The organism is Mycobacterium arosiense ATCC BAA-1401 = DSM 45069 (genome assembly GCF_002086125.1).
Classification (GTDB): Bacteria; Actinomycetota; Actinomycetes; order Mycobacteriales; family Mycobacteriaceae; genus Mycobacterium; species Mycobacterium arosiense.
The window spans coordinates 1-18,022 of the sequence record NZ_MVHG01000063.1; the positions used below are offsets into that span (position 1 = coordinate 1).

20 protein-coding genes are annotated in these 18,022 nt (G+C 68.9%); 6 read left to right on the forward strand and 14 right to left on the reverse strand.

The features are described from left to right. Positions 1-1,436: Hsp70 family protein (locus tag BST14_RS20045; RefSeq protein WP_142279512.1), on the reverse strand; the 1,436-nt coding region annotated here is incomplete at its 3' end. A gap of 154 nt (positions 1,437-1,590) precedes the next feature. Then, positions 1,591-2,820: a hypothetical protein gene (locus BST14_RS20050; protein ID WP_083066125.1), complete on the reverse strand. Its 1,230-nt coding sequence runs from the start codon at positions 2,818-2,820 to the stop codon at positions 1,591-1,593. Positions 2,821-2,858: 38 nt separating this feature from the next. On the opposite strand from BST14_RS20050, the gene BST14_RS20055 reads away from it, so the two are divergent. Continuing rightward, entirely contained in the window at positions 2,859-3,479 is a 621-nt protein-coding gene (locus BST14_RS20055) for a TetR/AcrR family transcriptional regulator (protein WP_083066126.1), read from the forward strand. A 143-nt stretch (positions 3,480-3,622) separates the two neighbouring features. Further along, a complete protein-coding gene (locus BST14_RS20060; RefSeq protein ID WP_438502192.1) occupies positions 3,623-4,099 on the forward strand; it encodes a nuclear transport factor 2 family protein in 477 nt (158 codons plus the stop codon). A gap of 4 nt (positions 4,100-4,103) precedes the next feature. Here the strand turns inward: BST14_RS20060 and BST14_RS20065 are convergent, their stop codons facing one another. Together BST14_RS20065 and BST14_RS20070 are read right to left on the reverse strand one after the other, a co-directional pair. Continuing rightward, the gene (locus BST14_RS20065; RefSeq protein WP_083066155.1) at positions 4,104-4,763 is read right to left on the reverse strand and encodes a L,D-transpeptidase family protein; all 660 of its coding nucleotides are present in this window, start codon (positions 4,761-4,763) and stop codon (positions 4,104-4,106) included. A 99-nt stretch (positions 4,764-4,862) separates the two neighbouring features. Further along, positions 4,863-5,540, reverse strand: a complete 678-nt coding sequence (locus BST14_RS20070) for a phosphatase PAP2 family protein (protein ID WP_083066128.1) — start codon at positions 5,538-5,540, stop codon at positions 4,863-4,865. 43 nt (positions 5,541-5,583) lie between these two features. Here BST14_RS20070 and BST14_RS20075 point away from each other — a divergent pair, with 43 nt between their 5' ends. After that, positions 5,584-6,066 carry a hypothetical protein gene (locus BST14_RS20075; RefSeq protein ID WP_083066129.1) on the forward strand — a complete coding sequence of 161 codons (483 nt, stop codon included), beginning with the start codon at positions 5,584-5,586 and terminating at the stop codon, positions 6,064-6,066. Here BST14_RS20075 and BST14_RS20080 read toward each other — a convergent pair. After that, positions 6,050-6,337: a hypothetical protein gene (locus BST14_RS20080; RefSeq protein WP_083066130.1), complete on the reverse strand. Its 288-nt coding sequence runs from the start codon at positions 6,335-6,337 to the stop codon at positions 6,050-6,052. The genes BST14_RS20075 and BST14_RS20080 overlap by 17 nt on opposite strands. Before the next feature lie 74 nt (positions 6,338-6,411). Between BST14_RS20080 and bluB the strand changes: the two genes are divergently transcribed. Further along, positions 6,412-7,080 (forward strand): 5,6-dimethylbenzimidazole synthase, encoded by a 669-nt coding sequence (bluB, locus tag BST14_RS20085; protein ID WP_083066131.1) that lies wholly within the window; start codon positions 6,412-6,414, stop codon positions 7,078-7,080. A 68-nt stretch (positions 7,081-7,148) separates the two neighbouring features. Next, complete coding sequence (locus BST14_RS20090; RefSeq protein ID WP_083066132.1) at positions 7,149-8,576, forward strand: sulfatase family protein; 1,428 nt, start codon at positions 7,149-7,151, stop codon at positions 8,574-8,576. Here BST14_RS20090 and BST14_RS20095 read toward each other — a convergent pair. Further along, positions 8,573-9,352, reverse strand: a complete 780-nt coding sequence (locus BST14_RS20095; RefSeq protein ID WP_083066133.1) for a trans-aconitate 2-methyltransferase — start codon at positions 9,350-9,352, stop codon at positions 8,573-8,575. The genes BST14_RS20090 and BST14_RS20095 overlap by 4 nt on opposite strands. Positions 9,353-9,513: 161 nt before the next feature. On the opposite strand from BST14_RS20095, the gene BST14_RS20100 reads away from it, so the two are divergent. Continuing rightward, positions 9,514-10,713 (forward strand): alpha/beta hydrolase family protein, encoded by a 1,200-nt coding sequence (locus tag BST14_RS20100; protein ID WP_083066134.1) that lies wholly within the window; start codon positions 9,514-9,516, stop codon positions 10,711-10,713. On the opposite strand, the gene eccE is transcribed toward BST14_RS20100, so the two are convergent. The 8 genes from eccE to BST14_RS20140 form a co-directional block, all read right to left on the reverse strand. Next, entirely contained in the window at positions 10,703-11,719 is a 1,017-nt protein-coding gene (eccE, locus tag BST14_RS20105) for a type VII secretion protein EccE (protein WP_083066135.1), read from the reverse strand. The two genes, BST14_RS20100 and eccE, sit on opposite strands and share 11 nt — an antisense overlap. After that, the gene (gene mycP, locus BST14_RS20110) at positions 11,716-13,125 is read right to left on the reverse strand and encodes a type VII secretion-associated serine protease mycosin (protein ID WP_083066136.1); all 1,410 of its coding nucleotides are present in this window, start codon (positions 13,123-13,125) and stop codon (positions 11,716-11,718) included. Before mycP ends, eccE begins: the two co-directional genes overlap by 4 nt. Continuing rightward, a complete protein-coding gene (eccD, locus tag BST14_RS20115) occupies positions 13,122-14,537 on the reverse strand; it encodes a type VII secretion integral membrane protein EccD (RefSeq protein ID WP_142279513.1) in 1,416 nt (471 codons plus the stop codon). The genes mycP and eccD overlap by 4 nt, the downstream gene beginning before the upstream one ends. Positions 14,538-14,615: 78 nt before the next feature. Then, positions 14,616-15,515, reverse strand: a complete 900-nt coding sequence (locus BST14_RS20120; protein ID WP_083066138.1) for an ESX secretion-associated protein EspG — start codon at positions 15,513-15,515, stop codon at positions 14,616-14,618. A 20-nt stretch (positions 15,516-15,535) separates the two neighbouring features. Continuing rightward, complete coding sequence (locus BST14_RS20125) at positions 15,536-15,826, reverse strand: WXG100 family type VII secretion target (protein WP_083066139.1); 291 nt, start codon at positions 15,824-15,826, stop codon at positions 15,536-15,538. A gap of 32 nt (positions 15,827-15,858) precedes the next feature. Next, a complete protein-coding gene (gene esxG, locus BST14_RS20130) occupies positions 15,859-16,152 on the reverse strand; it encodes a type VII secretion system protein EsxG (protein WP_007768837.1) in 294 nt (97 codons plus the stop codon). Between the two features lie 63 nt (positions 16,153-16,215). Further along, a complete protein-coding gene (locus BST14_RS20135) occupies positions 16,216-17,709 on the reverse strand; it encodes a PPE family protein (RefSeq protein WP_211280773.1) in 1,494 nt (497 codons plus the stop codon). 2 nt (positions 17,710-17,711) lie between these two features. Further along, positions 17,712-18,020, reverse strand: coding sequence for a PE family protein (locus tag BST14_RS20140; protein ID WP_083066141.1), 309 nt, complete (start codon positions 18,018-18,020; stop codon positions 17,712-17,714). Positions 18,021-18,022 lie beyond the last annotated feature (2 nt).

Sequence of the window (18,022 nt, forward strand, 5' to 3'; positions counted from 1 at the left end):
GGCCGGGGCGCGACGGAGGGCGCGGGTGGGGCCTGGCGGTTCTCGATCCCGGTCAGGGTGTAGGCGACCCCACCGATCGCGGTCATCGCGACCACGGCCGACATGCCGATGACCAACTGGGAGAACCGAAGCCGCAGCCAGCGCCGGCGTTCCCCCGGCGGCTCGATGACGTTGAGCCGCATCGACCAGCCGGCCGGACCGTCTTCGTCGTAGGTTTCCCCACCGAACCGCATCCGCAGGTCGCCGGGGTATTCGGTTTGCGACCAAGCCAATTCGCGATCGGTCAGCGCCTCGTCGTCGATCACCAGCACGTCGCCGGCACCCAAGTCGACGACGTCACCGGCGGCGTCTGCCGACGCGAGCAGCCCGATCGACGTCCGGGTGCGCAGGTCCAACTCGCCGCCGCGGGACGCCAGGATCAGCGCCCCGCTGGCCGCGGCCAGGGCCGGTTGCGCCGGCGTCAGGATCGGCGTGCGGCCGTGCATCGAAAGGCGTTCGGTGACAAGGGGAATGCGTGCGCCTCCCCCGACGGTGACCACCGCGGCCAGGTCCGACCAGCCCCTGCGGTAGCGCACCAGCATGTCGTCGAAGGCATAGATGAAGCCGGTGAGCCGATCCTGGATCAGCTCTTCGAGGTCGTCTTGCGTCAGCGTCAGGCTGCAACTGCGCCCGCCGAGCGCCGCGACGATGTCGGTGGCCATGTCGGTCGAGAGCCGCTCCTTGGCGGCGCGGCATTGTTCCCTGAGTTCACCGAGCTGGCCGACACCGGCGGTGCTGGCCGGGTCCAGGCCGCTGCCATGGCCCAGCTCCTCGAACGCGCGCAGCTGCAACTCCTGGTCGATCTCGTCGCCGGACAGCGCGGTGTAACGCATTGTCGCGCTGACGAGTTCGAAATCGCCCGCGACATCGACCAAGGTGGCCGACGTCCCGCTACCGCCGAAGTCGAGCACCCCCACCATGCCTTCGTCGGGCAGTCCGAGCTCGGACTTGACCGAGGTCAGCGACGCGATGGCGTCGCTGACCAGCCGCGGCGCCATCCCGCTTCGCACGAAGCCCAGATGGGTTCGCAGGGCGTCCCGCAACGCCTGCACCGTTGCCGGCTTCCAGTGCGCGGGCACGGCGATGGAGATCTCCGAGCACGCCGCGTCCGCACCGGCCGCGTGCACCATCGCGTCCAGCGCCTCCACCGTCAGCAGTTCCGGGTCATGCGTGGAACCGTCTGGTGACAACAGCGCCACGGAATCACCGATGCGCTCGATGAAGCCCTTCATCGGTATGCCGGGCTCGGCTAGGTACGGGTTCTCTTCGGGCGCACCGATTTTCGGAGCACAGTGCGGATAAAGGGTAACCACAGACCGGCGGGTTACCGGTGGGCTTCCGTTACGCGCAGCGACCAGGTTCGTGGTCCCGATCGACAACCCGAGTGGGTCGTACATAGAGCGAAAACCTTCGTCTATAGGGGTCGGTGGCCAGCGTTAACGATAGCCGCGGACACGCGGAAAGCCGATGCTTCGCAATGTCATTGGTATCCGCTCGATGCGCTTGCGTCACCGAAGTGGTACCGAAAACCCCTTGACAAAAAGCGTTGTGTTACAACACCGTCAGCGGCAGCGAACGCCTGGGCTCGAACTGAAATGTCGATCCGCCACTGACCCGGACCACCGAAACCTCTGGCAGTTCCTCGGCGGGCGTGTCGGTTTCGACCAGTTCCGCCGTCCAGTCGGTGGCCGTCCCGCTAACTCGGACCTCGATGTGCGGTTCCACCGCCGTGGCGATGGCCTGAAGCGGTTGGACGGATCCCGGCGAGCACAACGAGATCCAGGCGCCGTCGTCGTGGGCCGGCGACCGGCGGACGTGCAGCCTGTTCGACTCGGTCTCGGCGACAACGTAATCCACGGGGTTCAGCAGGGGGTGCAGCTCGAGGACCCGCAGCGCCCCTTCGATCCCGCCCGGAAGCTTCAGCGCGCGGTGGATGCGTTCGGCGGCCACGCCCGCGATGCCGATCAGGCCGCGGGTGCATACGCCGACGGCCTCCTCGTCGTCGGCCGCGCGGGCGGCCACCGCGATCGCGAACGACAGGTACAGCAGGTGCATCTGCAGGCACACCTCGTCGGCCATCCGGACCAGCGCCGAATGGGAGAAGGCGGCGAAGTCGAAATCGGACAGCAGGGGCCCCGAATAGTCGGCCTGTCCCTCGTTGGAGGGATCGATGGCACCGAGTTCCCATGTCGCGGCGCGGGTTCGGCCGACGAGGTCCAGCGCCGGGATGCTGCGCGCCTCGGGGTAGGACTCGTCGATGATCACGGTCCACGCGCAGTGCGGGTGCCGGTCGGCCGGCGTGCGGGGCGGCCGGTGGATCGGGCGCACCTGGGCACGCGGGTTGGTCGCGACCGCGGTGGCGTCGAACGTCGGATCCTCGATGGTGTGGCACATTCCGAACACGTACTGTTCGCCCATCGGCTCCACGTCGAGCAGGGCACCGCAGTGGTCGAGGTGGAATTCGCCGTGCCAGCGGTCGTGCACGGTATACCGGAAATCCATGAATTGCGGTGGCGCACCGATGTCGAGCTGCAGCCCCTTGAAAATGGTGATGACGTCGTCGCCCTCGTAGTTCAGCGCCTTCTGCATCCGCCGGGTGTAGATCGGGCTGGCGCCCGCCCACTCCTCGATGGCGATCTGGACCATCTCGTCGCGGCCGAACGAGGAGATGCACCACGCCATCCCGGAGCGGTCGATCAGCTGCCCGATCAGCAGCAGCTCGGGAACCAGGACGACGAGCTCGTCACGAGACAATCGCGCATATCGCGAGGGGCTGCTCACGCCCCAAAAATAGACTTGACTATGTTATAAAGTCAACAATGTCCATCGTCGCCGGCCAGCCGCCCGGTCGCCCCGTCGGCCCCACCAGGCGAACCACCGCGCCCCGTAAGCGCGGCGATGACACTCGGGCGAAGATCATCGACGAGACCGTCCGCTGCATTGTGGAGGAGGGCTTCTCCGCGGCCACCGCCAAGCACGTTGCCGAACGTGCGGGCGTCACCTGGGGGGTCATCCAGTACCACTTCGGCGATCGCAACGGCCTGCTGATGGCCGTGGTGGACGACGGGGTGGCCCGGCTGGTGGACAGCCTGTCGTCGGCCGATGTCAGCGAGCTGCCGCTGCGGGAACGCATCGAGGTCGTCGTCGACACCGCCTGGAGCTGCTACAGCAGCCCGACGTCGATGGCCGCCTTCGAGATCCTGCGGGAAACCCGCGGCGGCGGCGACCCGTCGTCGCGGCGCCACCTGCGCGACATGAACGCGGCGGTCGGCCAGCTGGGGCGATTGATCACCACCGATCCGGCGCACGCCGGTGTGGCCGAGGTCATCTGGGCAACGCTGCGTGGTGTGGTGCTGGCGCAGATGGTCACTGGCACCGCCATCGATTGGAGCCTGGAGCGACGTGCCCTCGTCGACATGGTCACCCGTGTGCTGCAATGACGGGCCCGGGCTCCGCACTTCCCCGACTCCCCCGCGACACTTAAACCATGCACACGACACGCCGCGCGAGCTCGCAATGGTTTAAGTCTCGGCGCCGCCGGTCCGAAAGAGGGCGCCGGTCACCCGTGTGCTGCAATGACCAGATGACCCTCGACGATCTCGCCGATATCGAAGCGATCAAGCAAGTCAAATACCGGTATCTGCGCGCGCTGGACACCAAGCATTGGGACGACTTCACCGGCACCCTGGCCGAGGACGTCAAGGCCGACTACGGGCCGTCGATCGGCAACGAGTTGCACTTCACCAACCGCGCCGATCTGGTGGAGTACATGCGGACATCGCTGCCGGCGAACGTCATCACCGAGCACCGGGTGACGCATCCGGACATCACCGTCGACGGCGACACCGCAACGGGCAGTTGGTATCTGCAGGACCGGGTGATGGTGGCCGATCTCAACTTCATGTTGATCGGGGCGGCCTTCTACCGCGACACCTACCGCCGCACCGAGGCCGGCTGGAAGATCTGCGGCACCGGCTACGACCGAACCTACGACGCCACAATGTCTTTGGAGGGCTTGAACTTCACGCTCAAACCAGGACGGGCCATCGCCGCCGACTGAGAGGCTACTTGGTGATGGCGATGACCGCGCCGGGCCGTAGCCACTTCATGATCGACACCAGCTGAGCGTCGTCGACCGCCACGCAGCCCTCGGTGGGTTTCCCGTCGGTGGTGTGGAAGAAGAACGCGGCGCCCCCACCCGGGGTCTTGTTCTTGTTGACACCCATCACGACCGCGTGCTTGTACTGCGGTATCTGCAGATTCTCACTCTCGCCGGTGTTGAACGGGCACTGCGCCTTCTGGCACACCTGCATCGAGTTGAACGTGGGGCTGTGGTCGTCGCCGCTCCACCAGTAGTTGGGCCCGGACACCTGAGTGTAGGGCAGGCCGGTACCCGGGTTCGGCGCCGTGCCGAACGCGGAGTCGAGGCTGTACACGCCCATCGGGGTGGCCGGAACGCCGCTCTTGGCCTGCGGCGCCATCCCCGCCGAACCGACGTGGGTGGGGATGCCGGACCGCAGCGACTGCCAGCCGGTGCCGGTGCGCTGGAAGATCTCCATGGTCGCGTTGGAACCGCCGGTGCTGACCACCGAAACCACCTGCGTCGCATTGCCTACCGCGTTCGCAAACCAGGGAGCGCCGGCCGCGGCGCCCAGCGGGGCGAGCACCACCGAGGCGAAGAGTACGCATGCCGCGGCGCACAGCGAAGCGAGCAGTCGGTGCATGCACTCCATCGTCAAACGAGCGCATCTTTGCGGTCAAGTAAAGCTTTAGCCCCGGTTAGGTCACCGCGCCGTGACCAGACGCCCGCCGCGACACCGTCGTTAGCGCACCGCGGCGGTTTCGATCGCGCGCCCCGGACCGGCCGATCGGCCGGACGAGGGCCGAAAAACCAAGACGCACAACAGGAAATACAGGTAGCCCAGCGACCAGCCGGCCAGCACGTCGGACGGGTAATGCACGTTCAGCGCCACCCGGGAGACGCCGACGGTGAGCAGTGATACCGCTACCACCGCGACCGCGATGCGGCGGATCGAGCGGGTGATCATCGGAAAGAGGAAGCACAGCACGGCGAGCAGGGCGGCCATCGCCTCCAGCGCGTGCCCGGACGGAAACGAGCTGGACGGCGCGGCGATCAGCATGGTCGCCGGACGCGGACGGTGGACCAGGGCCTTGGCCGCCGCGGTGGCGAACTCGTTGAGCGGCCCGCACGAAAGCACCAGCACCAGCGCGGCCCGCAGATTGCGCATCACCAGGGCCCACACCGTCGTCGCGATGCCCAGTACGGACATCGGCACCGGACCCAAGGCGGAGGACACGTCTTGCCAAAACCGCGGCCACATCGGGTGTTTGACCGCGATGTCACGGGCCGCGTTCAGCACCGACCAATCCATCCGATGCAGCCAAGCCCAGTGCCCGCAGTAGCCCACCCACAGCAGCGCGTACACCGCCGCGGCCACAGCTGCGATCAACGCGGCCATCGGCATCCTCGGGCGAGTCATAACCAACCGATACCAGCAGGGCCGGCGCGGTCATACTGTGGATATGGCCGTCTTTGTCCGCAGGTGGTTCGGCATCGGCAAGCTTCCGGACGAGCTGCACGCCCAGCTCGAGTCGGAAGGCCTCACCTACCTCGCCGATTACGTCGCGGTGACGAGGCGATTCAGCGGCACCATTCCCGGTGTGCGGTTGCCGCACAGCGTCGCCAGCTACACGGGCTCGCTGGCCTTCACCTCGGAGCGGGTGCTGACGACGCTGTCCATGCTGCCCCGGCTGGCCGGCCCGACCGTCAACGTGCGGTGGAACGCGCCGCAAACCGGCGCGGCGCAGGTGGAGATCTCATCGACCGGCTTGCAGGTCGATGTCGATGTCGCCCGGGTCGACAAGAAGTTCAGCGGCGAATTGTCGCTGCACTACAAGGTCGCCATTCCCGGCGATGTGCTCGACGGCCTGCCCCTGCGCTCACTGGCGTTCGACATGCCGCCGGAGTACGTGTTCCGCGCGGTCGGCGTTACCTATAGTCCCTGATCGTGATGCGCGGCCACGGCGGCTGGCGCAGCACCGCCAGGCTGCCGATCACCGCGGCCAGCAGGCCGGTGACCACCCCGATCAGTGCGATCCGCCCCCCGTCCACCGCCGGCGTCCAGGAGGCCCGCCCGTTGCGGATGGCGAACACGCCCAGCGGTTTGGTGACCACGATGACGGTGGTGCCGTCCGGGGTCTGATAAGGCTCGCCGTAACGGCGGCCGCCGGCGGCGGCGTCGGCGGCCAGCTGATCGAGCACGTCGGAAGGCTTCACGTCAACACTCCCTTCCTGGGATCCCCGGGTCGGTGGGGTCGGGGCACGATCCACGCTAACCCGGATTTCCTACGATGGCTTTCGTGACCGGTGAGGCATTCAGCCCGCAAGAGCGACGAGCCGTCTATCGCGTCATCGCCGAGCGCCGTGACATGCGCCGCTTCGTTCCCGGCGCGATAGTCGACGAGGCCGTGCTGGCACGGCTGTTGCAGGCCGCGCACGCGGCGCCCAGCGTCGGCCTGATGCAGCCCTGGCGTTTCATCCGGATCACCGACGCCTCCCTGCGGCGGCGCATTCATGCCCTGGTCGACGAGGAGCGCCCGCGCACCGCCGCCGCCCTGGGCGAACGCGCCGACGAATTTCTGGCGCTGAAGGTGGAGGGCATCCTCGAGTGCGCGGAACTGTTCGTGGTGGCCCTGGGCGACGACCGCGACTCGCACGTGTTCGGCCGGCGCACCCTACCGCAGATGGACCTGGCGTCGGTGTCGTGCGCGATCCAGAACCTGTGGCTGGCCGCGCGGTCCGAAGGCCTGGGCATGGGTTGGGTGTCGCTGTTCGATCCGCACCGGCTGGGGTCGCTGCTGGACCTGCCGCCCGGCGCCGAACCGGTGGCGATCCTGTGCCTGGGGCCGGTGCCGGAGTTCCCCGATCGCCCTTCGTTGGAATTGGACGGCTGGGTTGTCGGGCGCCCGTTGTCGGAGTTCGTCTGCGAAAACCGCTGGGGTCAACTGCCCACGCCCTGACGCGTCGGCACTCAGCAATCCCGCAGCAAGGTTGCGGTAACGTCGCCGGTCGCGAGGCAATGTGAGAGGTGACGCAATTGACGCCGGGCGACAACGCGGGCCAAAAACAGAACACGGGCTTTCGGGACAACGTGCTGATCGTGCACTGGCACGACTTGGGGCGCTACCTCGGCGCCTACGGCCATGCCGACGTGTCGAGCCCGCGACTGGACCGCCTTGCCGCCGAGGGCATCCTGTTCACCCGGGCGCACGCCACCGCGCCGCTGTGTTCGCCGTCGCGCGGATCGCTGTTCACCGGCCGCTACCCGCAGAACAACGGGCTCATCGGGCTGGCCCACCACGGCTGGGAATACCGCGACGGTATCCGGACCCTGCCCCAGATGCTTTCCGAATCCGGTTGGTATACCACGCTTTTCGGCATGCAGCACGAGACCTCCTACCCCGAGAGGTTGGGTTTCGACGAGTTCGACGTATCGAACTCCTACTGCGACTACGTGGCCGACCGGGCCGACGAGTGGCTGCGACAAAGCGCCGAAGGCCTTGTCGGACAACCGTTTCTGTTGACCGTGGGCTTCTTCGAGACGCACCGGCCATATCCGCGGGACCGCTACACGCCGGCGGACAGCGCCACGGTGGATCCGCCCGATTACCTGCCCGACACCCCCGAGGTGCGTGGCGATCTCGCCGACTTTTACGGGGCCATCAGCACGGCCGACGCCGCCGTCGGGCGACTGCTGGACGCGCTGACCGACACCGGCCTGGACGCCACCACCTGGGTGGTGTTTTTCACCGATCACGGCCCGGCGTTTCCTCGGGCGAAATCCACGCTGTATGACGCCGGGACCGGCATCGGCATGATCGTGCGGCCACCCAGCAACCGGAACGTCCCGCCACGCGTCTACGACGAGCTGTTCAGCGCGGTCGACTTGGTCCCGACACTGTTGGGGCTGTTGGGAATTCACGCTCCGGTCGACGTCGACGGTATCTCACACGCGCCCGGCCTGCTGGACCCGGATCCGCAGACCGCGCCGGTGCGCGACCACGTCTACACCACGAAGACCTACCACGACTCGTTCGATCCGATTCGCGCGATCCGCACCAAGGAGTACAGCTACATCGAGAACTACGTGCCCCGGCCGCTGCTGGATCTGCCGCTGGACATCCAGGAGAGCCCGTCCGGGCTGGCCGTCGCGCCGTTGGTCACCGCGCCGCGGCCCGAGCGCGAACTCTACGATCTGCGCACCGACCCCACCGAAACCACCAACCTGCTGGCCGGGAACGACACCGATGCGGAGGAAATCGCAGCCAACCTTGCTGTGTTGCTCCATGATTGGCGTCAGCGCACCGGCGACGTCATCCCCTCGGAGTTCGCCGGCACCCGCATCTCCGCGCGCTACACCGAGACATATCTGAAGATCCACCACGCGAAGCCGACCCCCCGCTCGGGGATCGCCGCCGACCGGGGCATCGAAGAAGGCAAGCCCGCCCAGCGCTAATCGCGGTTCGAGCCACGCACCTCGGCGACGACGAACACCCGCCGGAACGGGAAGATGGTCGTCCCGTCGGATCGGGGCGGGTAGGCGTCGGACAGCAGCGGGATCAGCTCCTCACGGAACTGCTCCCACGTCTCTTCGTCGAGCCGCTCGCGCACCGGAACCAGCGCCGTGCCGGTGATCCATTCGAGCACCGGATGCTCGCCGGTCAGCTGGTGCAGATAGGTGGTCTCCCAGACATCGACCTTGCAGCCGGCGTCCAGCAGCAGATTGGCGTAGTGCGCCGGCGGCTGGACCACCGCACCCACCCGAAATGGAATGTCGCGCAGCAGCTTTGCGTACGGCTCCCGGCGGGCCAGCGCCCGCACCGCCGCATAGGACGGCGACTCGAAGTTGCCCGGCATCTGGACACCGATCCACGATCCGGACGCCAGCTCCCCGGCCCACCGCAGCAGCAGGTCGGCATGCTCGGGTACCCAGTGCAGGGCCGCGTTGCTCACCACCACGTCGGTGTCGGGTTTGGGCTTCCAGTCGCGCAGGTCGCCGGCGACGGCGTCGATCCCGCGCTCGTTGGCCGCGGCCACCATCTCCGGCGAGCTGTCCATCGCCTCGATCACCGCTTCGGGCCAGCGCCGGGCCAGATACTTCGTCAGGTGACCGGGTCCGCAACCCAGATCGACGACGCGCCGCGCCCGCTCGGCCCCCACCCGCGACAGCAGATCGTAAAAGGGGCGACCGCGATGGTCGGCGAAGGCCAGGTAGACGTCCGGATCCCACATGTCGATCCTCCCGATCCTCGCCCCGCCGCCCACCGGGCGATGGCAACCGTATAACTCTATGGTGCGCCGACGTGGCCCGAACGGTCCCGGGTGACACCGCTACGCCCAAACCGGCCGAAACGCCCAGGCACTGCACCCCCTTCGGGCTACCATCGGCGTTCGTGGCGCCCAATTCAGATTCGATCGACCCGCCCGTATCCGTTCCCGACGTTCCCGGCGCCGATCTACCGGCCGGCGCCACCGGATTACCCCCCACCTCGGCATTGTCGCCCCGCCAGCGAATGGTAGTCGAGGCGTCGGCCTTCGGTGATCTGGCCCTGCGCACCTGGGTGGCCTCGCTGCTCACCACCACGGTGGCGCCGGTCGTGTTGGCCACCACCCTGCGGCAATCCGACGACGCCACCGAGCGGGACGACCTTGACTTCTACGCCGAGCTGGCAGCGGCGGGCGATCCGTCGCTGTCCTTTCCCGCCCCCGCCGAGGTGCCCCGGGTGTCGTCGCGACGGGCCGGCCCGCTCGCGCAGTGGGTCGCGCGCGGCACCGTCGACAACATCGCGTTCCGCAGCAGTTTCACCGCCATCAACCCCGCCATGCGTACGCGGTGGGGCGCTTGGCGGTCCAACAACACGGTGCGCGCCCAGCATTGGCGCCACGACGACGGGCCACGCCCGACCCTGTGCGTCATCCACGGATTCATGGGTTCGTCTTATCTGGCCAACGGTCGGATCTTTTCGCTGCCCTGGTATTACCGGTCTGGCTACGACGTGCTGATGTACACGTTGCCCTTTCACGGCAAGCGAGCCGAAAGGTTCTCACCCTTCAGCGGTTTCGGCTATTTCGCCGGCGGGCTCAGCGGTTTCGCCGAGGCCATGGCCCAGGCCGTGCACGACTTCCGTTCCATCATCGACTATTTGCGCCACACCGGGGTCGACCGCATCGCACTCACCGGCATCTCGCTGGGCGGTTATACCTCGGCGCTGGTGGCGTCGGTCGACGATCGGCTCGAGGCGGTCATCCCCAACTGTCCGGTCGTCACGCCCTCGACGTTGTTCGACGAATGGTTTCCGGCCAACAAGCTGGTTCGCTTGGGGCTGCGCGTGTCCGAGATCAGCCACGACGATTTGGCGGCCGCCCTGGCCTACCACTGTCCGCTCAATTATCGGCCGCTGGTACCCCGCGACCGCCGGATGATCATCACCGGGCTCGGCGACCGGATGGCGCCGCCCGACCACGCCGTCAAGCTATGGCACCACTGGGATCAGTGTGCGCTGCACTGGTTTCCGGGCAGTCACGTGTTGCACGTGAGCCAGCTGGACTACCTGCGCCGGATGACCGCGTTCCTGCAACAGGTCATGTTCTGACCACCCCGACGGTGTCGGCGTTGTCGCCGGTTTCACCCGGCGAGGCCCGGTGGGCTCCGCCAGCGAGGGTGGGCCAGTGCACCCGCGAAAGCAGGTCCGCCGGCGCGGCGGTGTGTCCGTCGAGCCGCCGGGTGGACAGCAAATCCAGTGCGGCCAAGGCGGGCAGGTGAGTTCCGCGCTGCGGGGTCAGCCCATCCACCGGAGCCTTGCCGTCCGGACCGGTCTCGGTTTGGAACGCACACGCGACCGCCACGGTGGGCCGGTTCTTGTCGCCGGCGACCTCCAGCGCGGTGCAGGTTTCCCGCACGGAATGCGCCCGGATCGCCGCCAAGGTCTCCGGCAGCGCGTCGCCCACCTCGATCCGGTATGCGGCAAGGTAATCCGAGGCGCCGCGCTGGACCCCCCGCCACCGCTCGCGCGGGTTGTTGGTCAGCAGCCGGGGAATGCCGTCGGACGCGACGGGGGTTGCCTCCCAACCGATCTCGCGAAGATGGTCGGCCAGCCGGCGGGCGGCGACCTGAGCGGTCTCGCGCAACGGGATTCGCGGTGAGCGTGCCTGCAACGCGGCCAGATTGTCGGGCGCCGATACGGTGAGCCCGATCCACGTCTCGCGTCGCGATGCGTCGGCGGCGTTGTCGCGGCTGGTGATTCGGATCTTGTCCGCCCGAATGCCGTAACGGTCCAGGTAGCTCGCGATCAGCGGCAGCGGCAGTACATCGGAGTCGGCCTCGGGCGCGCCGAGGCGAATCAGGGCGGTCGTCGCCGTGTCGGAAGTGCTCGACGGGACGGCGTTGCCGCGGGCGATCATCGCCAGGCGGCGGCCCAGGATGGTGGTGAAATGCAAACCGCCCCACCAGCCGAACAACACGATGACGACGGCGGCGGCGATGCCCAGCAGCCAGTAGTCGCGGGGCGTGCGCCACGGGCAGGCCATGACCGCGGGCACGATGGCCAGCACCGCCAACGTGATTCGACCGCTGCCGGGAGTCGGTATCCGATGCTTCACGGGGTGGGGTCCTTTCGTCGGCGTGCGGCGAGTGCGGTGGCGGCGCCGGCCAGTGCGACCAGCACGGCCAGCGCGGCGGTGCCGGCCACCGCGACGGTCCGCGGTCTGGTGTCCGTGGGCGCCGGGGCCGGCGGCACGGCCACCGGCCTCACCGCCGCCGCGCCGGGCTGGTCACCGGCGGGCAGCTGCCAGGTCAGAGCCGCCACGGGATCCACGCTGCCGGTGCCCACCACGTTGGAGGGATCGCGGGCGCCGTTGTGCGCGGTTGCGGTGATGCGGCGCAGCACCGCGGTGGCGTTGAGGTCGGGGTATTTGCTGCGAACCAGCGCCGCGACGCCGGCCACGTAGCCGGCCGCGTAACCGGTGCCGCTGAGGGCGGCGAGTCGCTGGTGTTCGTCGGGCAGGCCGTTGGCCAGGCCGCCGCCGTCGGCGTTGCCGATCGACACGATGCGTTCGCCGGGCGCGGCGACGCCCACCCACGGCCCCGCCACGGTGAATTTCGACGGCTGACCGTCCGGCGTCAGCGAAGCCACCGACAACACGTAGGGCTGCCACCACGACGGGATCGACACCGACGTGACACCGGCCCAATTTCGCGGATCGTTCGGGCGGCTCAGGTCGGTAAGCGGATTGGATTCACACGAGGTCCCGCCGCCCGCGGCCCCGGTGGGTCCACTGTCGCCCGCGCCGGCGACGATCACCGCGTCCTTGTCCCGCGCCGCGTAGCGGACGGCGGCACCGAGCGCGGCCTGGTCGACGGGCCGGTCGACGGGCATGCAGGTGGCCGAGCCGATGTCGATCACCCGGGCCCCGAGGTCGGCCGCGTGCACGATCGCCCGGGCGAGGGTGGACACCTCGGCCGAGACCCGGGCCATCATCGGGTCGCCGCCCGGCGTGCGCGGCGAGAACTTGGCCGACGTCGTCCGCAGCGACACCACCCGCGCCGCGGGCGCCACGCCGGAGAAGCCGTCGTCGGCGGAGGGCTGGCCGGCGATGATCCCGGCCACCAGCGTGCCGTGGCCGTCGCAGTCGGTCAGGCCGTCGGTCGTCTCGACGAAATCACCGCCCGCGTCGACGTTGGGCAGGCGCGGACCCGGCCGCACCCCGGTGTCGAGTACGGCCACCAGCTGACCCTCGCCCCGCGAAAATTTCCATGCCGCAGGAAGATTCAGCATCGACTGGCTGGGTGTGATGGCACCCGGATCGCTGCCGGGAACCACTCCGGATGTGCTGCAGGGTCCGCGCTGCTCCATCGGCTGGCCGGGCCCCGGCGCCCCGCTGGGCGGCGGGACGGCGGGATCGACCGTCGGCGGGCTGATGGCGAATGCCGGCGGACTGGCCCACGTCGCGGCGGCGGGCAATACGGCCAACGCCGCCGCGAAGCAGGCTGATGCCGGCCGAATCATCGATTGAGCACCCAGCCGAACAGGCCGACCACGAACGCCATGACGGGGATCAGCGACGCGTCGAGTCCGGTCGCGGCGAATCCCACCAGCCGGCGCACCGGCAGCGAATAGCTTTCCGGCGCAGCGATGCCCGGGTTCAGCGCCACCACGATCCACACCACCACCAGTGCCAGCAGCACCAGCACCGCGCCCAGCGCGGCCGGGTAGCGCCCGGTCGAGGCGTAGAGCACCAGCAGCACGCCGGCGGTCAGGAAGGGCTGGGCGAGCAGCCACGCCTTGCACGCGGCCGAGTCCCACACCCTGGCGCGCAGCACCGACGTCGCCGCCGTCGCGCCCACCACGTACCAGCCCGCACCGCTGAGCGCCTCGGGCCGCAGCGCGATCGCCACCGAGCCCAGGACGCTGAGCAGCACTGCGGCGGCGATGAATCCGCTCTGATGCGCGTCGCTGATCCGCACGCGGCGGGGCAGGTCCTCGAGGACTTGCAGCGAGGGCGCCGACGGGGTGGGGTCCCCGGGCGCCGGGATGACCGGCAGCGGGAACCGCGCCCACAGCGCGGACAGTTGGGCCGCCTCGATGGTGACCAGCAGCGCCGCCACGATCAGCCCGCAGCCGATGGCGATAGGCGTGAGGTGCCACAACATTTCGGCACCGGCGGCCAGCAGCACTCCGGCACCCACCACCGCGGTCGCGGTGAAGAACCCGGCGAGCCGCTCACGCTCGGCGCTGGGCGCCATCAGGGCGATCAGGGACCACGCGGTAACACCGGCCGCGGCCAAGGTCAGTTGGGCGGGGCCGAACCTGCCCGGCACCGCCAGCGCGAGTGCGGCGGCGATGGGGACCAATGCGGCGATCGACAGTGCCATCCCGGTGCGTGCCGAGCGCGCGGTGACCAGCAGGCCGACGATCGCGGTCACGGCCGCGACCGCGCTGACCGCGACCAGGCCGGACAGCGCACCGGTGGCCACCCGGTAGGTCACCGACAGCCCGCTTGCCAGGAATGCCACCGCGATCGCCGCGGCCAGCGCGCCACGCTGGATGTGCGTTGTGCCCCAAGGCCGCAGCCGCGAGGTCGAGAAGATCATGGCCGCGTCGGCGATGTCCTCGACGATGCCGGGCGCGGCCGGACCGACCGGCACCGGTTGCAGCGCCAGCAGGTCGCCGTCGACGACACCGACCGTGTCCAGGCTGGCGTCCAGGCTGAACGGCGCGCCACCGATGGGGGCCAGGCTCAGTTGGGTCGCCGCGTCGACCTCGGCGGCGCCGCGCGCGTCCTCGGAGTCACCGTTAACCGCGGCGGGAACCACCAAACGCTGGACGGCGGGCAGGATTTCGCGCAGCGGCAGCTCCGCAGGCAAGGCCATTTCCGTCAACCTGCTGTCCGCGAGGATTGCCACGCGGACGATGGGCATGACGGTTCCGGACGTCACCGGACCCTCGAAACGTGTTGGGGCCGTTGCTCGAACATCGTGCTCTCTTCTCTAGTTCTTTCAGTGTTTGACGGACAGTGTGGACGGGGAGAAGTCTCGGGTCAGCCGGTGTTCGGAGAACCATCCGGCGTCTGGCAGCAAAGCGGTCAGTTGTTCGATCGCGACGGCGATCGCGAATGGGGTTCCGGGGGCGAAGGTCGAAACCCACTCGCCGTCGAATGCGCGGGACGGGCTGACCAGCACCCGTCCCTCGGCTGCGTCGACGATACTCATCCCCACCTCGCTGGTGGAGTGCCGGCCATCGCGGTGGCAGCCGGCGACGATCTCGACATAGCTGCGCGGCCCGTTGAACACCGATTCCACCACCTTTCGCGCCGATTGCGGAATGCCCAGGTAATCGAGGACTTCGGCAAGCGGGGCACCCGAACGCAGCCGCTCGTCGGCTCTCGCCCCGACCCGCATCGGCATGCTGAAGTCATCGAACCGCGCCGGCGGCCGTTGCGCGAGACCGACAGTGAGCACCGGCACCAGCGCGCGTGGATCGTCGATGTTCATCGAGGTGAAGGTGATCAGCTGTGCGCTGCGCAACGCGACCACGGTGATCGACGGCCTGCCGGCCACACCGTTGCGCTGCGCGACGATGCCGCGCAGCAACTCGGCGCCGCCGGGTTCACCGGTGTCCTTGGCGGGGCCGACGTAACGCAGGTCCAGCCACCGCTGCGGAAAACACACCACCTTGATCCACTCGGCGACCGCGGGGTTGACGAGTCCGTCTCCCGAGATCAGGCCCAGCTCGGTTAGCTCGGCCTTTTGACGGTCGAAAAACGCGTTGCGCTCCGCGGCATCACGATAGGGCGAGGTGATCGCCAGCACCCAGGGAAAGCTCCCCGCCCCAACCGTTTCCGCGATGAACCACGCGTGATCGACCGTCAGCTCGACGGCGTTGGGCGCTTGCTGCATCAGGCTCGTTCAGCCACGAACTAGCCGCCCCATTTGGCGGCTTCGGCCTGGTCGCGGGCAAGCATGGACATGGTGTTCGCCTCGTGGGTGCTGGCCATCGACTGGTAGGCGCGCACCAGGCTTTCCATCGCCTGATTCCACTGGGCCTGCCACACCTGGTAGGTCATACCGGTGTCACCCTGCCAGGCGTTGGACAGCGTGGCCTGCTCGCTGGCGATGTCGGAACCGAGCCCCTGCAGGGTGCCGGCGTATCCGGACATGTCGGCGGCGTGGCTCAACATCGCCGGGTAGTTGTACATGATCTGCGACATGACAAGTCCTTTCGAAGTTGCTAGCGGTGGGCTCAGAACGCGGTGTAGCCGGAGGCGGCGGCGGCGTCGGCGGCCACGTAGGTCCCGGCGGCGTCACCGAGGTTGGCCTGTGCGATGTCGAGCAGGGTGTTGACCCGCGCGGCGACCTCGACGAACCGCGCGTGCGCGGCCTGGAAGGCGGCCGAGGACTCACCCTGGTGGAACGCCTGCGCCGACATGGCTTCCTGCTCGGCCTGGCTGATCGTGCTGCGCATCAACGCCGCCTTGGCGCTGAAGGCCGACTGTGCGGCTACCAACTGCGGAATGTGAGCGTCCAACATACTCATGTTGATTCCTTTCTGTTGCGTCCGTTGGAGATTCGATATTTCATCTGTGACTGGCTGACTGCCTTACCCCCCTTTCCCCGGGTCGGTGGGGCCCGTTCCGTTGCCGGCTTCGTGCTCCCACGTGCCAGGCACCATCGGCATGCGTGGGCCGCCGCCGAAGTCGTCGTCGGCCAGCTTGGTCAATCCGGCCGCCTGAAAAGCCTTCTGCCGCTGCGTTGTTCCGGCGAAACCCAGCGGCCCGGCGCCCCGCGCGGATGCGACGGCCGCGGCCAGCGCCTCCTCGTCACCGAAATCCGGCGGCACGCCGAAATCGGATTCCATGTCCGCGAACTCGTCGGCGTGGTCGTGCAGCGCGGCCCGCCGACGGCGCCTCGCCCGCGACTCGGCGCGGCTGGCCGCCGCGGCACCGGCCGCGGGGACGGTGGCCGCCGGAGCCTTGGCACCGCCGCTGCCACCGAGCGTGGGTCCGACCCCGGCGTCCGGGTCGCCGCCGACCGCAACCAGGTAGGCGAAGTTGCTGGCCGCGGCCGCCGGCGCCGGCGCCGCGGGCGCCGGCGAACCCGCGGCGACCGTGGTGGCCGGGGCCCCGGCCGGGGCCGCCGCCGTCGGAGCCAGCGCGACCGCCGGCGACATCGGCGGCTTGTTCGACGCCAGCACCGGAGCCACCGCGGCGGGGGCGGCCTCGGGCGCGGCCGCCTCGACGGGTGTGGTGAGCAAGGAACTGAGGCCGATGCCCAGCAGCAGCGGAATCAGGAACGGCGCGGTCAGGATCGCGCCCCAGGTCGGCCAGCCGACCGCGTTGAAGAACACCTGGTAGGCAACGAAGAACAGCAGCGGGCCGTTGGCCGCCAGGAAGGCCGGCAGATTCGAGGAGAAGCTCTGCAACATCTGCTGGATGTTCTGGAAGAAGTCCTGGAAGAACTTGGACAACTGCTGGACGAAGTTCTGCCACCAGTCCGCGGGGCTGTTCTGTGAGGCGTTGGTCACCACACTGTTGATCTGGCCGCCGGGATTGACGATGGATGGCGCCGCCGTGGTGCGCGGTGCCGCGGCCAGGGCCGAACTCGCCACCGCCTGGTAGGTGCTCATGACGGTGGCCGCCTGGACCCACATCCGCGCATAGTCGGCCTCGTTGACCGCGATCGGAATGGTGTTGATGCCAAAGAAATTCGTGCCCACCAGGATCGCGTGCACGGTGTGATTGGTGGCCAGTTCCGCCAGCGTCGGCATGGCCGCCGACGCGGCCGCATACGCCGTCGCCGCGACCTCTTGCTGCGCGGCGGCGGCCGCGCTGTCCGCGCTGGCCTGCTGCAGCCATGCCAGGTAGGGCAGGTGGGCCGCGACGTATTGCTCGGCGCTCGGCCCCTCCCACGCGCCGGCCTGGGCCTCCCCCAACAGCCCACTGAGTTCGGCTGCCGCCGAGGCGTATTGGGCGCTCAACGCGGCCCACGCGCCGGCGGCCGCCAACAGCGGCCCCGGCCCTGGACCGGCGCTCAGCAACGCCGAATGCACCTCGGGTGGCGAAGCCATCCAGATGGGCGCGAGGGGGGCGATCATACTCAGGCGCCCGCGATCCCGAACGTCGCCGCGGCCGCGGTGTCCCCCGCGAGATAGCTTGCGCCGGCTTCACCGACGCCCACGCCGGCGCGGCCCAACTCTTCGACGCCCTGGGCCGCCATGGCGGAGTGCTCCTGGCCCGCGGCGCTGAATCCTACGGCGGTTTGCAGCGATACCGGATCGACCGCCGGCGGCACCACCGCGGTGATGGCCGGGGCCGCCGCCGCATGCGCGGCCGCCAGCCGGGCCGTCAGGGCCTCCACCGCAGCACTGGTGGCGGCCAGACCTTCGGGAACCACTCGCAACGTCATCT

What these genes read in the sequence shown, in the direction of transcription:
- BST14_RS20120 (WP_083066138.1), bottom strand. Translation starts at nt 15,515, where the DNA reads ATGCAGCAAGCGCCCAACGCCGTCGAGCTGACGGTCGATCACGCGTGG.
- BST14_RS20095 (WP_083066133.1), bottom strand. Translation starts at nt 9,352, where the DNA reads ATGTGGGATCCGGACGTCTACCTGGCCTTCGCCGACCATCGCGGTCGC.
- bluB (WP_083066131.1), top strand. Translation starts at nt 6,412, where the DNA reads ATGGCTTTCGTGACCGGTGAGGCATTCAGCCCGCAAGAGCGACGAGCC.
- BST14_RS20135 (WP_211280773.1), bottom strand. Translation starts at nt 17,709, where the DNA reads ATGATCGCCCCCCTCGCGCCCATCTGGATGGCTTCGCCACCCGAGGTG.
- BST14_RS20055 (WP_083066126.1), top strand. Translation starts at nt 2,859, where the DNA reads ATGTCCATCGTCGCCGGCCAGCCGCCCGGTCGCCCCGTCGGCCCCACC.
- BST14_RS20070 (WP_083066128.1), bottom strand. Translation starts at nt 5,540, where the DNA reads ATGACTCGCCCGAGGATGCCGATGGCCGCGTTGATCGCAGCTGTGGCC.
- BST14_RS20125 (WP_083066139.1), bottom strand. Translation starts at nt 15,826, where the DNA reads ATGTCGCAGATCATGTACAACTACCCGGCGATGTTGAGCCACGCCGCC.
- BST14_RS20060 (WP_438502192.1), top strand. Translation starts at nt 3,623, where the DNA reads ATGACCCTCGACGATCTCGCCGATATCGAAGCGATCAAGCAAGTCAAA.
- esxG (WP_007768837.1), bottom strand. Translation starts at nt 16,152, where the DNA reads ATGAGTATGTTGGACGCTCACATTCCGCAGTTGGTAGCCGCACAGTCG.
- BST14_RS20065 (WP_083066155.1), bottom strand. Translation starts at nt 4,763, where the DNA reads ATGCACCGACTGCTCGCTTCGCTGTGCGCCGCGGCATGCGTACTCTTC.
- BST14_RS20140 (WP_083066141.1), bottom strand. Translation starts at nt 18,020, where the DNA reads ATGACGTTGCGAGTGGTTCCCGAAGGTCTGGCCGCCACCAGTGCTGCG.
- eccD (WP_142279513.1), bottom strand. Translation starts at nt 14,537, where the DNA reads ATGCCCATCGTCCGCGTGGCAATCCTCGCGGACAGCAGGTTGACGGAA.
- mycP (WP_083066136.1), bottom strand. Translation starts at nt 13,125, where the DNA reads ATGATTCGGCCGGCATCAGCCTGCTTCGCGGCGGCGTTGGCCGTATTG.
- BST14_RS20075 (WP_083066129.1), top strand. Translation starts at nt 5,584, where the DNA reads ATGGCCGTCTTTGTCCGCAGGTGGTTCGGCATCGGCAAGCTTCCGGAC.